This is a genomic window from Actinomadura sp. NAK00032 (genome assembly GCF_013364275.1).
GTDB lineage: Bacteria > Actinomycetota > Actinomycetes > Streptosporangiales > Streptosporangiaceae > Spirillospora.
In genome coordinates, this window is sequence record NZ_CP054932.1 from 2,210,663 (window position 1) to 2,231,009 (window position 20,347).

Consider the following 20,347-nt stretch of genomic DNA (forward strand, 5'->3'; position numbering starts at 1 on the left):
ATGGGAGCTCAGCGCAGGTAGTGGAAGCCCGGCTTGGGGTGCATCAGGAAGTCGTGGTGGGAGATGTTCCACGCGTAGGCGCCGGCCATGCCGAAGGCGACCACGTCGCCGGGGGACAGGGGCGGGACGGGGACATCGCGGGCGAAGACGTCCTTCGGTGTGCACAACTGGCCGACGAGCGTGGCGGGAGATTCCGGGCCCGTGACGGTCAGGACCTGGAAGGGCTGGTCATGGCCCTTCGTCACGGGGGTTCTGAGGTGATGCGTACCGCCCCGGAGGATCACGTAGGTCTCGCCCCTGGTCGTCTTCACATCGAGGACGTCGGTGACGTACCAGCCGTGGTAGGCGGTGATGGCCCGGCCGGGCTCTATGCGGAGCCTGGCCGGGATGGAGGCCAGCCCGGAGGCGTAGGTGCGCCAGTCGAAGAGAGTTCCGGGGGACGTGTAGTCCACCGCCATGCCGCCGCCCACGTTCAGCTCCGGGTCGTCCACGCCTTGGGTCTTCAGCCAGGGGAGCGCCCATTCGGCTATGTGGTGCGCGAGGTCGAGCATGGTGGGTGCGTCCAGGCCGGAGGCCAGGTGGGCATGGACGCCGTGCAGCGTGAGGTGGGGATTGGTGGCCAAGAGGTGGGCGCATTCGCTGAGGGCGTCCTCGTCCATGCCGAAGGGGCCGCTCATGGTGAGCGCGGCGTCCGGCGTGTGAAGGGGGAGGTTCGCGCGGAGAAGGATGTCGGCGGGGCCCAGCGCAGCCAGTTTCCTGAGTTCGTTCGGGCTTTCCACGTGAACGCGGTCGGCGGTGAGCGCCAAGCGCAGTTCTTCATACGTCTTCCCTGGGCCGCCGAAGGCCAGCGGTGTGCCGGGCAGGGTCGCCCGGACGTGGGCCAGTTCGCCGCCTGAGGCCACCTCTATGCCGTCCACATGGGGCGCCAGGGTGCGAAGTATCTCGGCGTCAGGGTTGGCCTTGGCGGCGTAGAACAGCTCTGTGGAGCCGAGGGCCGTACGGATGGCTTCGACGTGTTCTCGTAGACCCGGCAAGTCGTAGACGTAGGCCGGGTAGCTGTCGAGGCTGAGCGCGAATGCGGCGACTTCATTCATAGCGGGCGGGGTGCGGTGAGCGGGTTGGTGGTCGGGATGTAGGTGGCGCCTCGGTCGGCCACGCGGGACCAGCGGGTGCGGAGGTTCGCTTTCGCCGGCACTGGGACTCCCGCCAGGAGCGCCCTGACTTGCGGATGGTGGTCGTGGGCGGCGAAGTGCTTTCGCGCGTCCTGCCAGAGGGTGCGTTCCAGGTGCGGGTGCAGGTCGGCGACCGCGGCGGCGACTTCGGTGAGGTGGTTGATGAGAAGGCAGTAGACGACGCGGTTCCAGCCCCGGTCGGGCGCGTAGGTGAGGCTTTCGGCGACGCGGGGCGGCAGGTGCGAGAGGTCCCAGCGGCCGGCGGTCAGCTTGGTGCCCTCCAGATCGCGGAACGCGGCGTGGACGGGCATGCCCGTCGGGTCGACGCAGACGAGGACGTTCTGAAGGTGCGGCTCCAGGACGATGCCGTGGTCCAGGTAGGCGCGAAGCACGGGTGGCGCTACCTGCGCCACGTAGGCGTCCCACCATGCGCGGGCTTGCTCTGGCGTCTCCAGGGCGGGCAGGTCGGCGAGGAGCGTGCTGTAGGGATCGGTCAAGGCACCGGCCAGCAGCGGTGTACCGGGCAGGGAGCGGACGCCCTGGCGCAGGATCACCCCCAAGCCCTCGTACAGGCGGCGGTCGGGGAGTGTGACGCTGCGGTAGGCGGGCTCTGCGAGGAGCGTCGAGCCGAGCTTGTCGAAGATGGGCGGCAGCAGTTCGTTGAGGGCGATGGCACCGCTCAGCTCGTACCAGGCGTTCTTGCGCACGCAGTTGGTGATGCGGACGTCCAGGCTGAACTTGCAGAAGACGTCGGCGTCCGGCAGGTAGGCCGTGCGGACGGACGAGGTGGGGACCGCCTCGGTGTCGGACGGGCCGAGGTCGACCACGAGGTCCTGCGCCAGAGCCTTCTGCAGGACGGGGTTGTCCGCGAGTAGCGAGAACTGCCACGGGTGGACGGGGAGCAGCGTCCGGCCGGGCGGAGCGGGAGGCCCGTAGGACGCCAGGGCCGTGAAGGCGTCCGGGTCCCCTTCATCGGCGACGAGGTCGTCCGGGACGGCCAGCCAGTGCGGACGGAAACGGGCCCGGGTCTCCGGCGCGTACTGGAGCCAGTCACCGGGCGCGCCCTGGCGGGCCTTAGGGGACGGGTGGAATCGATGCCCCGCGACAAGAGCCTGTTCTGAGGCGATGTACCGGTCGCCGGCCGCCTCGCCCCTGGCGGCGAGGATCGCGGCCAGTGCCGTTCGGCTGTCGTCCACCTGGGTGAGGAACTCGGGGTTGGGACGGCCGGTCGCCAGTTCCAGTTCTCCCGCGACGAGGTTCGCCAGCCTGTCCCAGGACGCGGGGATCCACTCGTCCTCCCGCTGCTCCTCGTAGGGCGGCGCCAGGCGGTAGGTGGGGCCGACGGGGGGACGGGTCAGGCGCGCGCGCAGGACGACGCCCGCGCGGGGCAGGCGGGCGACGACGCGGTCGCCGTCCGGCCACAGCTGCTGCTCGGGCGCGCAGACCTCCCGGAGCAGGCAGTTGAGCAGCGCGGTCGCGGTGGCGTCGCCGGCCGTGACGGCCGGTCCGGTCAGTTCTGTGAGCCCAGTCAGCGGCACGTCGCGTCCAGTAGGTAGTTGGGCCCCGGTGGGCCGTAGTGCTTGTTGATGTCGGCCGCGCCGGTCCTGGCCTTGTCGACGAGGGTTCCGGCGGTGAGCATGGCCTTGCCCGGCAGGGAGCCGGCGTCGAGCGTGCGGGAGCGCAGGAACGCGTCCGCCGGGCCGAGCGCGGCGTCGAGCCGGTCGCGGACCATCGCGAGCCCGGTGCGCCAGGGGAGCAGGCCCCGGTCGGCCAGGCCGACCGCGACGGCGGCGGCGCACAGGTGCAGCGTGATCGTGACGAACACGCGCGCGAGCGCGTCGGGGGCGGTGGTCGCCATCCGGCGGTCGATGAGGTCGCGCGGGTCCGTGCCGGGGGACGGGGCGAGGCGCTCCCTGAGCCGCGACGGGTCGATCAGCGCGCCGTCGTTGTCCTTGATGAGGAGACGCAGCGGAGAGACGTCGTCCAGGACGAGCGCGACGTTCTGCTGATGCGCCTCCAGCGCGATCCCGTAGCGGAACAGCGTGACGTTCCAGTCGAACAGCGCCGACAGGTACGTGCCGAAGACTTCTTCGACGTCCCAGCGTTCGATGACATAACCGCCGTCTGGGGCCTCGGCGAGCAAGGCCGCCACCGGGACGATGTGCGCGCGCGCCGTCTCAGGCGGGAATCGCCGCACGAGGTAGGCCAGGAGCGGGTCGTTGGCGTGGCCGTAGGTCTGCTCATCGGCGAGAAGCACTGGGAGCGCCGGTTCGCGCTGGAGTACCCGGCGCAGGATGCGTTCGACCAGCGCTCCGTCGTGCAGCGTGCCGGGCATGATGGTGCGCCGGTTGCGCAGGCCGAGCGTGCTGGTCGGCAGCGGCACCTTCACATGGACGAGCGGCGCGGCGCCGCTGAGCACGGCCACGGTCCGCATCGACAGCGTCGGCCCGACCCGCAGGAACGGCTCGGGCGCCGAAGCCGTCCCGGCCTCCTCGCGCACCTGCCGCACCGCCAGCGGATGGACGGGGAACAGGGCGCCCGCCGCCTCCTCGGAGCCCAGGCCCACGTCGGACGGCGCGGGCCACCACTCCGGCAGCCGCCCGGCGAGCACCGGATTCCGCACCGGCGCCCACCGCAGGGGGAACGACGGCGCGAACTCGGGCGCGTAGCGGCTCAGATCGGCCATGGAGAGCCCCGCGCGGCTCCGCCCCGCCGGATGCACCGGGTGGTCGTTGTAGGCCGCCAGCGTCTCGTAGAACGTCCCGGGGCCGGTCCTGAGCGCGTCCGGGAGGCGCGCCAGCCGCCGGTGCACGGCGGGACGCGCGTCGTCGTGAAGTTTGCTGGCCGCCAGCGCCGCCAGGCATTCGCGCTCGAAGGCCGCCGTGTCGTCGCGCGGGTCGGCCACCGAGCGGACGGCCTGGAACACGTCGCTCAGCTTCAGGCCCTGCCCGGGGGCCACGACGAGTTCGGAAAGGAAGGCCGGGCGCGCGCGCAGCAGCCGCACGGAACGGCCGGGCAGTTCTAATCTCCCGTCCCGGACGAACCGCCGCATGCCGGCGTAGTCCTCGCGGAGCAGCGCGTCCAGCACGCGGGCCGCCAGCGGGCCCTCGCCGCGATCCGGCGGCGGGGCCGCCTCGGCGCGGTCGGTCACGTGATCGTCCAGCTGTGGTCCGCGCGGAAGCGCGCGAGCGCCGCCTCGACCTCGTCCGGACCGGGACCGATCGCACGCACGGTGCCCAGGTAGTCGCGGTTGGTGCGCGTCACCGCGACCGAGTCGCCCACCGCGCGCTGCGGACGGTAGGAGAGTCGTACCTCACCATCGTCCACCCGCACCGGGCCGGGGGCGGCGGTGAGGGTGCCGGAGCGGTCGGCGATCACCGGCTCCGCCACGGCGTGCCGCGGACGTGGAACGTGCACGGCCGGCACAGGCTCGCCCAAGTGGACCTGGAGGATCTGCTCGAAGAGCGGTATGCCCAGCAGGTCGGCCAAGAGGAAATCGCAGTGGTCGCCGATGAGCCGGTAGTTGACCTCGATGATGCGGGCACGGCCCTCGTGGACGACGAACTCGGTGTGGCACGCGCCGAACCCGACTCCCAGCGCCTCCAGCTGGCGCAGCACCTGGGGCGTCTCCGGGGGCGGTGCCGCCCACTCAAGGCGCTCCTCAACGAAGAACGGCGGCGGCGAGACCGTCGTACGGAACGAACCGAGGACGCGCAGTTCCCGCCCATCGCCGAGCGTCTCCAGCGTGTGGAGGCGCCCCGGCAGGTACTCCTCGGCCACGAGCGGGTCGCGGCGCCGGGCGGCGATCTCGCCGGTGCGTGCGGCCAGTTCCGCCGCGTCCTCCACCAGGAACACGTCTTCGCTGGCGACGCCCTCGCGCGGCTTCAGAACGAGCGGATAAGGCGCGTCCGGCGGCACCTCGCGCGCTTCGGCGGAGAACACCGGGTCGATGCCCGCGAGATGGCGGCGCATGAGGGCCTTGTTCTTCGCGCGGGTCGCCGCCCGCCAGTCCTTGGCCGGAAGGCCGAAGTACGCGGCCGCCAGCGCGGCGGGCGCCTGCAGGAAGTCGCTGTTGGAGAAGACGGCGGCGGGCTCACCGCCCGCGTGCGCGCCGGCGACGCGGTGGACGATGTCGCGGAAGTCGGTGACGTCGCACTCGACGACCGGCCCGTCGAACGCGTGGGCGCCGGACCGGTAGGCTGCCGGACGGTCGGTGAGCAGCACCGCGTCGAGCCCGAGGCGCGCGGCGGCGGGCACGAACCCGTGCGTCACCGCGTCGGTCGCCTTCCCGGCGACCAGGTAGAGCGAGGCGGCCACGATCGGCCTTTCCAGTTCGGGTTCGTGGGTGAGGTAAGCCTTGCCTAACTCGCAGTGATCATAGTGGCGGTGCGGGGCGTCCGCCAGGATGGGGCCATGGATCTTGTCGACCGGTGGGTCGCGCTGGCAGGGCCGCACACCCGGCATATCGGGACGGAGCTGGACGAGCGCTACGGCGAGCCGCACCGCCGCTACCACACCCGCGCGCACCTGACCGCCGTCCTCGACCTCGTGGACGAGCTGGCCGGGCATGCCGCCGATCCCGACCTCGTCCGCCTCGCCGCCTGGTTCCACGACGCCGTCTACGACCCCGAGCGCGCCGACAACGAGGAGCGCAGCGCCCGCCTCGCCGCCCGCATGCTGGCCGACACCGACCTCGCGCCCGCCGCCGTCCAGGAGGTGGCCCGGCTGGTCGAGCTGACGGCCACGCACGCCCCCGGCGACGACGACCGCAACGGCCGGGTCCTGTGCGACGCCGACCTCGCCATCCTCGGCGCGGACCCCGACAAGTACGCCGCCTACACCGCCGCCGTCCGCGAGGAGTACGCGTTCGTGCCCGACGAGTTCTTCGCGGCCGGGCGCGCCGAAGTGCTCAACGGCCTACTGGCCCTCCCCGAGCTCTTCCACACGCCGCCCGCACGCGAACGCTTCGAGGAACGCGCGCGCACCAACATCCAGACAGAACTGATGCTCCTCAACGCGTGAGGCCGCTCACTGCGTAAGGCTGCTCAACACGCAAGGCTGCTCAGTGGGTGACGCGGGGGCGGTAGGCCTTGCGGCGGCGCAGACCCGCCTTGGTGAGCCGCAACAGCAACTCCTGGCAGCCGACCGCCTGCGCTCCCTGCAGCACCGCGGCGTGGTACAGCTCGGACGGGACGTCGTAGTGGTCGCGCTCGAAAGCCCTGGGCGGCATCCCCAGTTCCGCCGCGAACGCGTGCAGCTCCTCGTACGAGACGTCGCTCACCATGTGCGACCACACACGGCCGCGCGCGGGCCACAGCGGCGGATCGATGAGGATCAAGCTGCTTCCCCTAACAGTGCGTTGACGTCGATGTAAGCTCGCGGCGGTGCCGGCCGGTGCCGCAGCAACGGTACGACAGAACACACATGCGAAGGGGCATGCGGGTGAACGACGTGGTCGGGTACATCCAGGCCGAACGGGACAAGTTCGTCGCCGATCTCAAGGAGTGGCTGGCGATCCCGTCCATCTCCGGGAACCCGGCGCACGCCGCCGACGTGCGCGACTCGGCCGCCTGGCTCGCCGCCTACCTGCGGAAGCAGGGCTTCCCGACCGTCGAGACGTGGGAGACGGGCGGCCTGCCCGCCGTCTTCGCCGAATGGCCCGCCGACGACCCCGACGCCCCGGCCGTCGTCGTGTACGGCCACCACGACGTCCAGCCGGTCGAGCCGCTCGCCGAATGGGAGACCGACCCGTTCACGCCCGTCGAGAAGGGCGACCGGCTCATCGGGCGCGGCGCGTCCGACGACAAGGGCCAGGTCTTCTTCCACACGCTCGGCCTGCGCGCGCTGCTCGCCGCGACCGGCCGGCAGGCCCCGCCCGTGACCGTGAAACTGCTCGTCGAGGGCGAGGAGGAGTCGGGCTCGGTGCACTTCGCCGACCTGCTCCGCGCCCACCGCGACCGGCTCGCCTGCGACGCCGTCGTCATCAGCGACACCACGATGTGGGCGGCGGACGTCCCGTCCATGTGCACCGGGATGCGCGGGCTCACCGAAGCCGAGGTCACGCTGCGCGGCCCGTCCACCGACCTGCACTCCGGCTCGTTCGGCGGCGCCGTCCCGAACCCGCTGCACGCCATGGCGGCACTGCTCGCCGCCCTGCACGACGCCGACGGCCGCGTCACCCTCCCCGGCTTCTACGACGACGTCGTCCCGCTGACCGACGAGGAGCGCGCGTCGTTCGCGCGCCTGCCGTTCGACGAGGCCGAGTGGCTCCGCACCGCCGGCGACAGCCGCGCCGCGCAGGGCGAGGAGGGCTACACCACCCTGGAGCGCATCTGGGCGCGCCCCACCGCCGAGATCAACGGCATGTGGGGCGGGCACACCGGGCCGGGCGGCAAGACGATCGTCCCGCGCGACGCGCACGCCAAGATCTCCTTCCGGCTCGTCGCCGGCCAGGACCCCCGCAAGGTCCAGGAGTCGTTCAAGGCGTGGGTCGCCGAGCACGCCCCGCCCGGCGTGGACGCCGAGGTGCGCTGCCCGGGCGGCGGCGTCCGCCCGTGCTTCTCGCCGATCGACTCGCCCGTCGTCGCCGCCGCGCGCCGCGCGATGGAGCGGGCGTTCGGCACCGAGGTGCTGTTCACCCGCGAGGGCGGCAGCGGCCCCGAGGCCGACCTCGCCGACATCCTGGACGCCCCGCTCGTCTTCGTCGCGGTCGGGCTGAACGGCGACCGCATCCACGCCCCCAACGAGAAGGTCGAGATCCCGCTGCTGCTCAAGGGCGCCGAGGCCGCCGCGCACCTGTGGGAAGAACTCGCCACCGCGCTGCGCTGACATACCCGGGAGAGGAGCAGTTGTGACCGAAGCCCCACTGGAGTGGCTCGCGCTCGCGCGCGGAACGCTCGACCGGGTCGCGTTGAACCGCCGCGACGACGCCTGGCTGGACGCCGCTTGGAACGATCCGCGCACCCGCGTCCTGGTCATCCGGGACGGGCGGTCCCTCGTGGTCTACGAGCCCAGCCCGGCGCTCGTCCTCGTCCCGCCCGCCCAGGCGCCGGACGGCGAGCGCTGGCTCCTCGGCGCGGACGACGACGGCACCGTGTACTTCGGCGTCTCCGGGCCGCTGCCCGCCATCGAGGGGGCCGAACCGGCCGGGCTGCGCCGCGTCGGCGCGCTCCTCGGCGACCGCGACTCCGGCCTGCTCACCCACGCCGTCGCGCTGGAGCACTGGCACGGCACCAACGGGTTCTGCCCGCGCTGCGGCACCCGGACCCGGGTGGCGTCCGCCGGCCACGTGCGCGTCTGCCCGCAGGACGGCTCGCAGCACTTCCCGCGCGTCGACCCCGCCGTGATCATGCTGGTGACGGACGAGGACGACCGCATCCTGCTGGCCCGCGGCCCGCAGTGGCCCGCCGACCGCCGCTCGATCCTCGCCGGGTTCGTCGAGCCGGGCGAGTCGCTGGAGCAGGCCGTCGCGCGGGAGGTCAAGGAGGAGGTCGGGCTGCCCGTCCGGGACGTCCACTACCTGGGCAGCCAGCCGTGGCCGCTGCCGCAGAGCCTCATGCTCGGCTTCACCGCGCGCACGGACGCCGGCGTCCCGCTGAACCCCGACCCGGAGGAGATCCTGGACGCCGCCTGGTACACCCGCGACGAGCTGCGCGCCGCCATCGACGCGGGCGAGATCGTCGCACCGGGCCCGCTGTCCATCGCCGCGCAGCTCATCATGCGCTGGTACGGCGGCGAACTCCCCAAGATGCCCGCCTTCTGACATGCCGAGGCCCGCCGACCGCGGTCGGCGGGCCCGCTCCGCGACGGTCTAGGCGGTCTTCGCGATCTCCGCCAGGCGGCGCTTGACCTCCTTGGCGCTCGGGTTGGTCGCGGCCGTGCCGTCGGGGTAGACGATGGTGGGGACGGTCTGGTTTCCGCCGTTGACGCTCATGACGAAGTCGGCGGCCTCGGGGTCGCGCTCGATGTCGACCTCGACCATCTCGATGCCGTCCCGCGCGAGCTGGCTCTTCAGCCGGCGGCAGAACCCGCACCAGGACGTCGTGTACATGGTGAGCTGGCCGGTCGTCGGCGTCGCCATCGCTTCGTGGTCTCCTCGTTCGTTCGGACAGTCCGTGCCTACCGCAGAACAGTAGACAGCCCTCCGGCATTCCTGGTTGTCCACAGGCGGCGTATCGGCTGATGCACGTGGGACGGGCTGCGAGTATGGGGGCATGTTGGCTGAGTCGGTGCTGGAGGGACTCGACCCCGAACAGCGGGCGGTCGCCGAGGCGGTGCAGGGGCCGGTGTGCGTTCTCGCGGGCGCCGGGACGGGCAAGACCAGGGCCATCACGCACCGGATCGCCTACGCGACGCTGACCGGTGTCGTCACGCCGCAGCGGGTGCTCGCCGTGACGTTCACCACGCGCGCGGCGGGGGAGCTGCGCAGCCGGCTCCGGCAGCTCGGCGCGCCCGGCGTGCAGGCCCGCACGTTCCACGCAGCGGCGCTGCGGCAGCTGAGCTACTTCTGGCCGCGGGTCATCGGCGGCGAGGCGCCCAAGATCGTCGACTCGAAGATCGCGCTGGTCGCGGACGCGGCGCGCGCGTGCCGGCTGTCGTTCGCGCGCACCGAGCTGCGCGACCTCGCGGGCGAGATCGAATGGGCGAAGGTCACCCAGCACCGCCCCGAGGACTACCCCGCCGCCGTGGCCAAGGCCGACCGCAAGCCGCCCGCCGACGTCGTGGACGTGGCCCGCGTCTACGCGATGTACGAGCAGCTCAGGCGGGAGCGCAACCTGCTCGACTTCGAGGGGATGCTGGAGCTGACCGCCGCCGTCCTCACCGAGCACCGGGAGGTCGCGAACCAGGTCCGCGAGCAGTACCGGTACTTCGTGGTGGACGAGTTCCAGGACGTCAACCCGCTGCAGAAGATGCTGCTCGACACCTGGCTCGGCGACCGCGACGACCTGTGCGTCGTCGGCGACCCCAACCAGACGATCTACTCCTTCACCGGCGCGTCCCCGTCCCACCTGCTCGACTTCACCCGCGAGCACCCCGGCGCGAAGGTCGTCAAGCTCGTCCGCGACTACCGGTCGACGCCGCAGGTCGTCCGGCTGGCCAACGGCGTGATCGGGCAGGCCCGCGGCGCCCGGCACAAGCTGGAGCTGCTGGCCCAGCGCGCGGACGGCCCCGACCCGGTGTTCAACGAGTACGACGACGAGGTCGCCGAGGCCGACGACGCCGCCCGGCAGGCCCGCAAGCTGATCGACGAGGGCGTCCCCGCGCGGGAGATCGCGATCCTGTTCCGCATCAACGCGCAGTCCGAGACCTACGAGTCGGCGCTCGCGGCGGCGGGCGTCCCGTACGTGCTGCGCGGCGCGGAGCGGTTCTTCGAGCGGCCCGAGGTGCGCGAGGCGGTGGTCCGGCTGCGCGGCGCGGCGCGGGCGGGCGCCGACCCCGAGACCGACGGGATGGGGCTGATCCAGACCGTCCGGCACGTCCTGTCGGGGGCCGGGTTCACCGACCAGCCGCCCGAGGGCGCGGGCGCGGCCCGCGCGCGCTGGGAGTCGCTCGCCGCGCTCGCCCAGCTCGCCGAGGACATGGCCGCCGACAACCCCAAGGCCGCGCTCGCCGACTTCGTCGCCGAACTGGAGGAGCGCGCCGCCGCGCAGCACGCGCCGCCGCTGGAGGGCGTCACGCTCGCGTCGCTGCACGCCGCCAAGGGCCTGGAGTGGGACGCGGTCTTCCTCGTCGGCCTGGCCGAGGGCACGCTCCCCATCATCTACGCCAAGACGCCCGCCCAGATCGAGGAGGAGCGCCGCCTCCTCTACGTCGGGGTGACGCGCGCCCGCGTCCACCTGGCGCTGTCGTGGGCGCTGTCGCGCTCGCCCGGCGGATCGCAGACGCGCCGCCCGTCCCGCTTCCTGGACGGCCTGACCGGCAAGACCACCACGCACACGCCGCCCCGCGCCGACCGCTCCAAGCGCCGCCCCGCCAAGGGCCCGCAGCCGTGCCGCGTCTGCGGCCGCCCGCTGACCGCCGCCGTCGAGCGCAAGCTCGGCCGCTGCGAGGACTGCCCGTCCGAGCTGAACGAGGAGGTCCTCCTCGCCCTGAAGGACTGGCGCGCCGAGGTCGCCGCCGAGCAGAAGATCCCCGCCTACGTCGTGTTCACCGACGCCACCCTCCAGGCGATCGCCGAGCACGCCCCCGACTCCCTGGAGGACCTGGCCCGCATCCCGGGCGTCGGCAAGGTCAAACTCGACCGCTACGGCGACACCGTCCTCACCCTCTGCGGCCACTGACCCCCGAAGCGCGGCACCCGGCCGGTGAGATTCGGGTCACGGGTGTATAGCGGACGAGCCGGTGCCTCGGGGGTGAGATCCCGGTCACTGGGGCGGATACGGAAGACTGGCCGCCGTGAAGGAATCGCTGAAGGCCCTGCTGGACCTGCTCGACCTCGAACAGATCGAGAACGACATCTTCCGCGGCCGCAGCCCCGAGGAGCGGCGGCAGCGCGTCTTCGGTGGCCAGGTGGCCGGGCAGGCGCTCGTCGCCGCCGGGCGCACCGTGCCCGCGAACCGGCCCGTGCACTCGCTGCACGCCTACTTCATCCGGCCCGGCGACCCGCTCGTCCCGATCGTCTACACCGTCGACCGGGTGCGGGACGGGCGGTCGTTCACGACGCGCCGGGTCATGGCCGTCCAGCACGGCCAAGCGATCTTCACGCTGTCGGCGTCGTTCCAGATCGCCGAGGACGGGCCGTTCCACCAGGCCCCCATGCCCGACGCGCCCTCCCCCGAGACGCTGCCGGACGGCCTGGAGCGGCTGACGCCGGTGTTCGGCGAGGTCGGCGCGCGCGAGTTCGTCTCCCGGCGCCCCTTCGACATCCGGCACGCGACGCCGCTGACCTGGGAGGCGGCGAAGGACCCGGCACTCGCCACCCCCGAGTCGAAGGTGTGGCTGAAGGTGGACGGCGACCTGCCGGACGACCCGCTGCTGCACGTCTGCCTCATGACCTACGCCTCGGACATGACGCTGCTCGACACCGTCCTGCTCAATCACGGCCTTGCCTGGGGCGACAAGCGGACGATGGGCGCCAGCCTCGACCACGCGATGTGGTTCCACCGGCCGTTCCGCGCCGACGACTGGCTGCTGTACTACCAGGACACGCCGTTCGCCGGCGGCGCCCGCGGCCTCGCCCGCGGCCAGGTGTTCACCCGGGAGGGCGAGCTGGTCGTCTCCGTCATGCAGGAGGGCCTCGTCCGCGTCTCCGACGGCGAGCGCAAGCGCTGACCGCGGCGGGGCCACACCGTTGATCAGGGTGCTGCTGGCGGAGGACGTGCGGATCCTGCGTGAGGCGCTGGCCGACCTCCTCGACCGGGAGGACGACGTCGAGGTCGTCGCGCAGGTGGCGGCCGGGGACGCGATCGTCGCCGCCGCCCTGCGCACCGCGCCGGACGTCGCCGTGCTCGACATCGAGCTGCCCGGCCTGGACGGCGTCAGCGCGGCGGCGGAACTGGCCCGGCAGCTGCCCGGCTGCCGCGTGCTGATCCTGACCGGGATCGGCCGGCCGGGGACGCTGCGGCGCGCGATGGCGGCCGGGGTCGCCGGGTTCATGGTGAAGGACAGCGCGCCCGGCGAGCTGGTGGCCGCCGTCCGCACCGTCGCCGCCGGCGGCCGCGTCGTCGACCCGCAGCTGGCGTTCGCCGCGCTCGACGCCCCGGACTGCCCGCTCACCGACCGCGAGGTGGAGGTGCTGCGGCTGACCGCGTCCGGTGCGGAGCCGCCGCAGATCGCCGCCCGGATCGGGCTGTCCTACGGCACCGTCCGCAACTACCTCGCGTCAGCGGTGACCAAGCTGGGCGCCCGCAACCGGGTCGACGCCATCCGCATCGCCACCGAGGCGGGCTGGATCTGACGGGCCGGCCGGCATCTCGACGGTGAGGGTGAACCGGCCGTCCGCGTGCACGACGGTCAGCGCGCCGCCCGCCTCGGCGGCGCGCGAGCGGAGGTTGGCCAGCCCCGTCCCGGCCGGACCCGTGCCGGGACGGGGAGCGCCGTCGTTGGAGACGCGGAGCCGGGCGGGCGTGATCGCGATCTCGCAGCGCCGCGCCCGCGCGTGCCGGACCACGTTCGTCACCGACTCCCGCAGCACGACGGCGAACAGGGCCGCGATCTCCGCCGGCGGCTCCGCGACCGTGACGCCGACCCGTGCCCCGGCCGCGTCCAGCAGGTCCCGCGCGCTCTCGACCTCGGCGGCGAGCCGCAGCGGGGCGGGGTCCGCGCCGATGGAGCGGACCGTCGCCAGCGCCGCGCCCGCCAGCTCGGCCAGCCGCGCGCCGTCCGCCGGGCCCGCCGCGATCGCGCCCCGGATGATGATCGCCGACAGCTGCGAGCCGAGCAGGTCGTGGACGTCCCGCGCGATCCGCAGCCGCTCGCGGAGCACGGACGTGCGGACCAGCTCGCGGCGCGCCCGGTCCAGCCGGGCCGCCGCGACCGGCAGCCGGCCCAGCGCGTGGACCGAGATCATGAAGCCCGCCGAGGCGAGCAGGCTCAGCAGCACCACCGCCGGCGGACGCGCGCCGTACAGCAGCGGGAACGGCATCAGCAGCAGCGCGGCGGCCGCCGCCCACGACCAGGGCGGCCGCACGTTCAGCAGCACCACGCCCGCGACCAGCCCGCCGTACGTCGCGGGCAGCCCGCCGTAGTCCGCCGGGACGAGCGGCCCCGCGACGGCGAACGCGGCCAGGACCAGCACGATCTGGGCCGGGAGCGCCCAGCGCCGCGGCCGGGCCTCGCCGCGCGGCAGCACGTGGTACAGCTGCAGCGCCGCGACCAGCGGCAGCGCGACCGCGGCCACCGCCAGCCGCGCCGGGTCCACGGTGACGCCCGCGTCCCGCGCCATCACCACGCTGGCCGCGACCGTGCCGAGATGGTCCAGCTCCAGGACCAGCAGGACGGCGAAGGCCAGCCACGGCGCCGCGCTGACCGGGCCGCCCGCCCAGGCCCGCGCCCGCGGGATCTCCGCCTCCACGGCGGGTCCGGTGGCGAGCCGCCCGCCGAGCCCGGCGATCTCGGCGGCCGAGGCCGCCAGCGGCTCCGCGAACGGCGGCACGGGACCGGAGAAGGCCACCCGCAGCCGCTCGGGCCCGCCGGGGCCCGTACGGCACTCGATCACGCACCCGTCGGGGCGGCCGTCCCGCAGCGCCGCCACCACGGTGCGGCGCAGCACCCCGGCCAGCGCCGCGTCGGCCCGGGGCGCGGACGGCGCGGCGGCGTCCGCCTCGACGCGCACCGGCACGCCGGACGCCGCGAGTACCGTCCGCGCCGCCTCGATCTCGGCGGTGAGGGACCGGTCCCGGTAGTCGTCGGCGACCGACCGGGCGCGGGCCAGCGCCGCCCGCGCCGCCGCCGTGATCTCGGCCGGGTCGGCGGACGCCGCAGCGGCCGACAGCCGCCGCCCCAGCTCGGCGCGCAGGCCGCGCGCGATCCGCAGCCGCTCCCCGGCGGCACGCCGGGCGGCCAGTTCGGCGCGGGTGGCCTCCAGCGCGCGGACCAGATGCCCGAGCCGTGCCAGGGCGAGGAACTGGAGCCCGCCGGTGAGCGTCACCACGGCGGCCCACGCGGCGTATCCCGCGTCGGCGCCGGGCAGCCACACCGCCCTGATCGCGAACTCGGCGGCCACGATGGAGGCGGCGGCCGGCCGGCGCGCGCGGGCCGGCGCGGCGAGCAGCAGCACCGACGCCATGAGCAGCGGCGACGCCGGCCGCCAGGCGCCGCCGAGGACGAGCAGCGGCGCGTACGCCAGCACCGCCTGCGCCGTGAGGTTGCCGAGCGAGCCGCGCCAGGCCAGCGCCCGCGCCTGCAGGACGCCGAGGGCGACCGCCGCGCCCGTCCCGGCGAGCAGCGCCGCCGTTCCGGGCGGGCCGCCGGGGCCGGGAAACACCCACATCACCAGGATCCGGTACGTCCAGAACAGGACGATCCCGGCGAAGAGGGGCAGGCGGCTGTCGCGCATGGCGGCAATTATGCAATCTGCACGTCAGCGGCCTGCGGACCGCAGCCCGACCCGTGCACCAGGCACTACTCCCGCGCGCCGCCGCTCAGCAGACTCGGAGTACCGAACGAGGAGGGGCTCCGATGAGCTTTGAGATCACACCGTTCCGCATCGAGGTGCCGCAGGCCGACCTGGACGACCTGCGCGACCGCCTGGCCCGCACCCGGTTCGCCGACGAGCTGCCCGAGTCCGAGGTGACCGACGGCGTCCAGAAGGGCCCGGTCCAGCCGGGCTGGGAGTACGGCGTGCCCGTCTCCTTCGTCCGCGACCTGGTGGCCCGCTGGATGCGCTTCGACTGGCGCGCCCAGGAGGCGCGGATGAACGAGTTCCCGCAGTTCACCACCGAGATCGACGGCCAGCTGATCCACTTCGTGCACGTCCGGTCGCCGGAGCCGGGCGCCACCCCGCTGATCCTCACCCACGGCTGGCCGAACACGTTCACCGAGTACCTGGACCTGATCGGCCCGCTCACCGACCCGGCGGCGCACGGCGGCGACCCGGCGGACGCGTTCCACGTCGTCGTCCCGTCGCTGCCCGGCTTCGGGTTCTCGGGGCCCACCCGCACCAAGGGCTGGGGCTCGGCCCGCACCGCCGACGCCTGGGCCGAGCTGATGGCGCGGCTCGGCTACGACCGCTTCGGCGCGCACGGCAACGACGCCGGCGCGATCGTCAGCCCCTGGCTCGGGCGCCGCCACCCGGAGCGGGTGATCGGCGTCCACGTCAACCAGATCTTCTCCTTCCCCTCGGGCGACCCGGCAGAGCTCGCGGGCGTCACCCCGGCGGAGGAGGAGTACCTGCGGTTCCTGGAGGGGTTCGTCGGGCACGCGATCCACGACCGCGCACAGGAGGCCCAGCCGCAGACCCTCGCGCACGCCCTGTCGGACTCCCCCGCCGGGCAGCTGGCCTGGGTCGGCCAGCTCCTGGCCGCCCTGCCCGACCCGGACACGATCCTGACCATCGCCACGATCTACTGGCTGACGAACACCTCGGCGTCCTCGGCGCGCTTCTACTACGAGAACGGCCACGAGCCGCAGGCCGCCGAGCCGACCACGTTCCCGATCGGGCTGGCGTCGTTCGCCTACGACTTCCGCCCGCTGCGCCGCTTCGCCGAGCGGGACCACCGGAACATCGTCCACTGGCGCGAGTACGACCGCGGCGGCCACTGGGCCGCCCACGACGCCCCCGACCTGCTCCTGGAGGACGTCCGCGAGTTCTTCCGCGAGCTGCGCGACCAGCCCGCGGGCTGATCTTCGGCCCGGCCGCCACCGTGCCCGGACGGTGGCGGCGGGGCGCGCTCGGCCATCTTCTGGGAAGATCGTTCCTCACGGGACTCCCGTGAGGTTCGACGCCGGTGCGCTGGCGCGGGTTTCCCGGGAAAAGGGTGAACTCACCCACAAAACCGCAGGTCAAAAATATCTTGCTTGATTCGGCGAGATCCCCGTACGCTCGTCGCGAGCAATCAGCCGGCCATCCGGTGTGGATCTTGATCCGCCGGCCGGCCCGAGGAGCCAGAGAGGTGGTGTGCAGTCCGGTGAGCAACACGTCGACCAAATTCACGTCGTCCTGGACCGACGCACGCCTAGGCGCCTCGATGCCCTGTGTCTCGATGCCCAGTGTCTCGGTGCGCGGCACCTCCTCGTCCCGCCTCGCCATGCCCGGCGCGTATGAGCGCGTGTGGCTGCGCGACGAGCAGCGGGCGAATCTGCGCGACCTGCGATTCGAGCAGCTGATCCAGGACGACCAGGGGCGGAGTGTCTTCGAACTCCTCGTCGACGGCATCGACGCCCCGGCTCCGGCCACGGCCCACATGGGCGCCACCAAGGGTGGCGTGTCGGGTCCGTACCCCTGGAGGCGACCGGTCTAGCAAGACAACCGGCAAGCCCCCAGGCCGCGGATCCAGACACCGGATCCGCGGCTTTTCTCTTTGTCCAGACCCACCGAAACACCGTTGAGATCCAACGAGAGGAACAAGGGTGACTGTGATGCAGGGGGCCCTCGCGATCAGCGAGGAGGACCTCACGCTTCCGTGCCGGACCGACCCGGAGCTGTTCTTCGCCGAGGCTCCCGCCGACGTCGAGCTCGCCAAGGCGCTGTGCCTGGAGTGCCCGCTCCGCAAGGAGTGCCTCGCCGGCGCTCTCGAGCGCAGGGAGCCCTGGGGCGTCTGGGGCGGCGAGCTCTTCGTCCGCGGTGTGATCGTGCCGCGCAAGCGGCCGCGCGGCCGCCCGCGCAAGCACCCGCGCCCTGACGAAGTGGCGGTGTGAGGCAGTGATGCCCGCGACGCTCGACCGAATCGACCCCGGAGGCGTGGCCCCCACGCGGGGACCGCGCCTCCGGGCGGCCGGGGAGAACGAGATGACATTGCTCAGCCAGGACCTGTCCAGAGAACGAATACCGGCGACCGTGCCGGACGAGATGGCCGCCCGTGTGCGCGCGCTGCGGCGGGCGCGCCGGGAGGCCCGGACCAGGGCGTCCCGCGTCCGGCGCGTCCTGCTCGCCCCGACCGCTCGGGGCGAGTCGTACACGCACGTCCCGCGGTCCCACTACCAGGACTGACCGCGCAGAGGCCGCTCACCGGGGGCCGGCCTCTGCGCCCCAGGCGAAGGAGTGCCCGCCCGGTCGAGGCCCCGCCCGTCCTTCTTGGATGGTTTGGCGGACGGGAGCGCCTCCCGGCGGGCATGTGGAGCGCGTCCGATGGCCCCACTCCACCGGACGCGCGAAGAGCGGAGCCCCGCGCACCCCATCAGTGCGCGGGGCTCCGCCATGTCCATCTGGCGCGGCCGGGACCGGTCAGCCGGAGACCAGCTCGCCGTCCTCGTCGTCGGCGAAGCCCGGCACCCACTTCAGGGACTCGGCGCGGGCCGGGATCTCGCATTCGAGCTGGCACAGCACGCCGGTGCCGGCCGACAGCACCCGGTGGATGATCACGTACTCGGGCGGCAGGTTCAGCTGCCGGACGACGTTGGACGGACGCAGGTCGGTGACCTGCGCGGCCATGTCGCGCAGCCACTCCCGGCTGAACTTGAACGTCTCGGTGACGAACGGCTCGGTGATCGGGGCGAGGAACGCCTGCAGCGACTCGGCGTCGATCTCGACGCCCTCGCGGATGAAGTCCTCGCGGCGCAGCGCGTCCTCGACTTCGTCGATGTCGGCCATCGTGCCGATGCGCAGCAGCAGGCCGAGCCGGCGCTGGAAGCCGCCGGGGATGCGGTCGACGGCGCCGAAGTCCAGGACGCCGAGCCGGCCGTCGGCCAGCAGCCGGAAGTTGCCGGGGTGCGGGTCGCCGTGCAGCATCCCGCACCGCTTCGGCCCGGACAGCAGGAACCGGCAGTACAGCAGGGCCGCGTGGTCGCGGGTCTCCTGGTCCCCGTCGCTGATGATCTTCGAGAGGAGGGTGCCGTCCATCCACTCGGTGATCAGGATGTTCCCGGACTGGGCGATGACCTCCGGGACGTAGAAGTCGGGGTCGTCCAGGTAGGCCTCGCGGAACAGCGACTGCGACTCGGCCTCGATCGTGTAGTCGAGCTCCTCGACCACCCGCTCCTTGAGCTCGGCGAGCATCGACTTGACGTCCAGCCCCGGCATCAGCACGCCGAACAGCCGGCCGAGGCGGGCGAGCTGGTTGAAGTCGCTGATCAGCGCCTTCCCGGCGCCCGGGTACTGCACCTTCACCGCGACGGCGCGGCCGTCGTGCCAGACGGCGCGGTGCACCTGCCCGATGGACGCGGCGGCGGCCGGCCTGTCGTCGAACGACTCGAAGTAGTCGCGCCAGTCCGCGCCGAGGAACTCCTCCAGCACCCCGTGGACGGTCGACACCGGCAGCGGGGGAGCGGCCTCCTGCAGCTTGGTGAGCGTGGCCCGGTACGGCCCGGCGATCTCCGGCGGCAGCGCCGCCTCGAAGATCGACAGCATCTGGCCGAGCTTCATCGCCCCGCCCTTGAGCTCGCCGAGGACCTTGAACAGCTGCTCGGCGGTGCGGGTCTGGATCTCCATCGCGACGGCCTCGGCCGGCTTGCCGAAGGTCCGCTTCCCGACGCCGAGCGCGGTGCGGCCCGCGAAGCCGATGGGGAGGGACGCCAGCTTTGCTGACCGCGTCACCGCGCGGCGGGGAAGATCGCTCACGTCGTACATTGTCGGTGATCGGATGTCGTTCACGCCACAACCACCGCCGAGTAAACCTTGGCCCCGCCTCGGCCCACCTCGCTGACCTGCCCCGATGTGGTAAGTGTGCGCTTTCTCACGGCCCCGGCGCGATGCGGCCGAGCCGGATTCGGTACCGTGCCGGGCATGCCCGGAGACTCCGCCGACCCGCTGCTGGTCGACCGCCGCCCCGACGGGGTCGCCGTCCTCACCCTGAACGACCCCGGCCGCCGCAACGCGATGTCGGACGAGATGACCGCCGCGTGGAAGGACGCGATCGCCGGGCTGCGCGGCGACGCCGGGCTGCGCTGCGTCGTGGTCACCGGCGCCGGCAGCGCCTTCAGCTCCGGCGGGAACCTGTCGTGGCTCGCCGACACGAACTCCGTCGCCGTCCCGCCGCTGCGCGACCGGATGCTGGAGTTCTACCGGACGTGGCTGACGATCCGCGGCCTGGAGGTGCCGACGATCGCCGCGGTCAACGGGCACGCCGTCGGCGCCGGGCTGTGCCTCGCCCTCGCCTGCGACCTGCGCTACGCGGCCGACGACGCCAAGCTCCTCGCCCCGTTCACCGCCCTCGGTCTGCACCCCGGAATGGCCGCGACCTGGCTGTTCCCCGAGGTGGCCGGGCTGCCGCTGGCCCGCGAGATGCTGCTGGCCGGACGCGTCCTCACCGGCGCCGAAGCGGCCGCGCACGGGCTGGCCAACCAGGCGTTCCCGCGCGCGGAACTGCTGGACAAGGCGCTCGGCACCGCCGCCCGGATCGCCGCGCAGGCGCCGATCGCGACCCGGCTCACCAAGGTCGCGCTCGCCGGCGGCGGGCACGCCGACATGGAGGCGGCACTGCGCTGGGAGTCGCTCGCGCAGCCGGTCACGATGTCCTCCCGCGACATGCGCGAGGGACTGGCCGCCCAGCGGGAGAAGCGCAGCCCGGAATTCACCGGCGAGTAAAGCCGCCGACACCTCCGGAGGGGATTTACACAAAGCCCCGAGGGATGGTCAAAAG

At 73.2% G+C, this 20,347-nt stretch carries 19 protein-coding genes; 11 read left to right on the forward strand and 8 right to left on the reverse strand.

Translation table 11 applies throughout. The features are described from left to right. Positions 1 to 8: 8 nt before the first annotated feature. The 4 genes from HUT06_RS10345 to HUT06_RS10360 are packed head-to-tail and all read right to left on the reverse strand — an operon-like array spanning position 9 to position 5,489. Positions 9 to 1,094 carry an alanine racemase gene (locus HUT06_RS10345; RefSeq protein WP_176195521.1) on the reverse strand — a complete coding sequence of 362 codons (1,086 nt, stop codon included), beginning with the start codon at positions 1,092 to 1,094 and terminating at the stop codon, positions 9 to 11. Next, complete coding sequence (locus tag HUT06_RS10350; RefSeq protein WP_254715093.1) at positions 1,091 to 2,710, reverse strand: IucA/IucC family siderophore biosynthesis protein; 1,620 nt, start codon at positions 2,708 to 2,710, stop codon at positions 1,091 to 1,093. Before HUT06_RS10350 ends, HUT06_RS10345 begins: the two co-directional genes overlap by 4 nt. Then, positions 2,701 to 4,323, reverse strand: coding sequence for an IucA/IucC family protein (locus HUT06_RS10355; protein ID WP_254715094.1), 1,623 nt, complete (start codon positions 4,321 to 4,323; stop codon positions 2,701 to 2,703). Before HUT06_RS10355 ends, HUT06_RS10350 begins: the two co-directional genes overlap by 10 nt. Continuing rightward, positions 4,320 to 5,489, reverse strand: a complete 1,170-nt coding sequence (locus HUT06_RS10360) for an ATP-grasp domain-containing protein (RefSeq protein ID WP_254715095.1) — start codon at positions 5,487 to 5,489, stop codon at positions 4,320 to 4,322. Before HUT06_RS10360 ends, HUT06_RS10355 begins: the two co-directional genes overlap by 4 nt. 96 nt (positions 5,490 to 5,585) lie before the next feature. Between HUT06_RS10360 and HUT06_RS10365 the strand changes: the two genes are divergently transcribed. Further along, positions 5,586 to 6,194: an HD domain-containing protein gene (locus tag HUT06_RS10365; protein ID WP_176195523.1), complete on the forward strand. Its 609-nt coding sequence runs from the start codon at positions 5,586 to 5,588 to the stop codon at positions 6,192 to 6,194. Between the two features lie 40 nt (positions 6,195 to 6,234). Here HUT06_RS10365 and HUT06_RS10370 read toward each other — a convergent pair whose 3' ends face one another. Next, positions 6,235 to 6,510: a DUF4031 domain-containing protein gene (locus HUT06_RS10370; RefSeq protein WP_176195524.1), complete on the reverse strand. Its 276-nt coding sequence runs from the start codon at positions 6,508 to 6,510 to the stop codon at positions 6,235 to 6,237. A gap of 98 nt (positions 6,511 to 6,608) precedes the next feature. Between HUT06_RS10370 and HUT06_RS10375 the strand changes: the two genes are divergently transcribed. Further along, a complete protein-coding gene (locus HUT06_RS10375; protein ID WP_176201276.1) occupies positions 6,609 to 8,000 on the forward strand; it encodes a dipeptidase in 1,392 nt (463 codons plus the stop codon). A 22-nt stretch (positions 8,001 to 8,022) separates the two neighbouring features. Further along, positions 8,023 to 8,934, forward strand: coding sequence for an NAD(+) diphosphatase (nudC, locus tag HUT06_RS10380; RefSeq protein ID WP_176195525.1), 912 nt, complete (start codon positions 8,023 to 8,025; stop codon positions 8,932 to 8,934). Between the two features lie 48 nt (positions 8,935 to 8,982). Here nudC and HUT06_RS10385 read toward each other — a convergent pair whose 3' ends face one another. Then, a complete protein-coding gene (locus tag HUT06_RS10385; RefSeq protein WP_176195526.1) occupies positions 8,983 to 9,252 on the reverse strand; it encodes a mycoredoxin in 270 nt (89 codons plus the stop codon). 133 nt (positions 9,253 to 9,385) lie between these two features. On the opposite strand from HUT06_RS10385, the gene HUT06_RS10390 reads away from it, so the two are divergent. The 3 genes from HUT06_RS10390 to HUT06_RS10400 all read left to right on the forward strand — a co-directional run bounded on the left by HUT06_RS10390 (position 9,386) and on the right by HUT06_RS10400 (position 13,068). After that, positions 9,386 to 11,452, forward strand: a complete 2,067-nt coding sequence (locus tag HUT06_RS10390; protein ID WP_176195527.1) for an ATP-dependent DNA helicase UvrD2 — start codon at positions 9,386 to 9,388, stop codon at positions 11,450 to 11,452. A 115-nt stretch (positions 11,453 to 11,567) separates the two neighbouring features. Continuing rightward, positions 11,568 to 12,443: an acyl-CoA thioesterase II gene (gene tesB / locus HUT06_RS10395; RefSeq protein ID WP_176195528.1), complete on the forward strand. Its 876-nt coding sequence runs from the start codon at positions 11,568 to 11,570 to the stop codon at positions 12,441 to 12,443. A gap of 19 nt (positions 12,444 to 12,462) precedes the next feature. Further along, positions 12,463 to 13,068 carry a DNA-binding response regulator gene (locus tag HUT06_RS10400; RefSeq protein WP_176195529.1) on the forward strand — a complete coding sequence of 202 codons (606 nt, stop codon included), beginning with the start codon at positions 12,463 to 12,465 and terminating at the stop codon, positions 13,066 to 13,068. Here the strand turns inward: HUT06_RS10400 and HUT06_RS10405 are convergent. Next, positions 12,994 to 15,168, reverse strand: a complete 2,175-nt coding sequence (locus HUT06_RS10405) for a histidine kinase (RefSeq protein WP_176195530.1) — start codon at positions 15,166 to 15,168, stop codon at positions 12,994 to 12,996. The two genes, HUT06_RS10400 and HUT06_RS10405, sit on opposite strands and share 75 nt — an antisense overlap. A gap of 122 nt (positions 15,169 to 15,290) precedes the next feature. On the opposite strand from HUT06_RS10405, the gene HUT06_RS10410 reads away from it, so the two are divergent. The 4 genes from HUT06_RS10410 (at position 15,291) to HUT06_RS10425 (ending at position 17,760) form a co-directional block, all read left to right on the forward strand. Continuing rightward, complete coding sequence (locus HUT06_RS10410; RefSeq protein WP_176195531.1) at positions 15,291 to 16,454, forward strand: epoxide hydrolase family protein; 1,164 nt, start codon at positions 15,291 to 15,293, stop codon at positions 16,452 to 16,454. A 359-nt stretch (positions 16,455 to 16,813) separates the two neighbouring features. Beyond that, positions 16,814 to 17,071, forward strand: a complete 258-nt coding sequence (locus tag HUT06_RS10415; RefSeq protein ID WP_176195532.1) for a hypothetical protein — start codon at positions 16,814 to 16,816, stop codon at positions 17,069 to 17,071. A 118-nt stretch (positions 17,072 to 17,189) separates the two neighbouring features. Then, positions 17,190 to 17,468 carry a WhiB family transcriptional regulator gene (locus tag HUT06_RS10420; RefSeq protein ID WP_176201277.1) on the forward strand — a complete coding sequence of 93 codons (279 nt, stop codon included), beginning with the start codon at positions 17,190 to 17,192 and terminating at the stop codon, positions 17,466 to 17,468. A gap of 91 nt (positions 17,469 to 17,559) precedes the next feature. Further along, the gene (locus HUT06_RS10425; RefSeq protein WP_176195533.1) at positions 17,560 to 17,760 is read left to right on the forward strand and encodes a hypothetical protein; all 201 of its coding nucleotides are present in this window, start codon (positions 17,560 to 17,562) and stop codon (positions 17,758 to 17,760) included. Between the two features lie 234 nt (positions 17,761 to 17,994). Here the strand turns inward: HUT06_RS10425 and HUT06_RS10430 are convergent, their stop codons facing one another. After that, positions 17,995 to 19,326 (reverse strand): AarF/ABC1/UbiB kinase family protein, encoded by a 1,332-nt coding sequence (locus tag HUT06_RS10430; protein WP_254715096.1) that lies wholly within the window; start codon positions 19,324 to 19,326, stop codon positions 17,995 to 17,997. Between the two features lie 165 nt (positions 19,327 to 19,491). On the opposite strand from HUT06_RS10430, the gene HUT06_RS10435 reads away from it, so the two are divergent. Next, positions 19,492 to 20,292, forward strand: a complete 801-nt coding sequence (locus HUT06_RS10435; RefSeq protein ID WP_176195535.1) for an enoyl-CoA hydratase/isomerase family protein — start codon at positions 19,492 to 19,494, stop codon at positions 20,290 to 20,292. Positions 20,293 to 20,347: the final 55 nt, after the last annotated feature.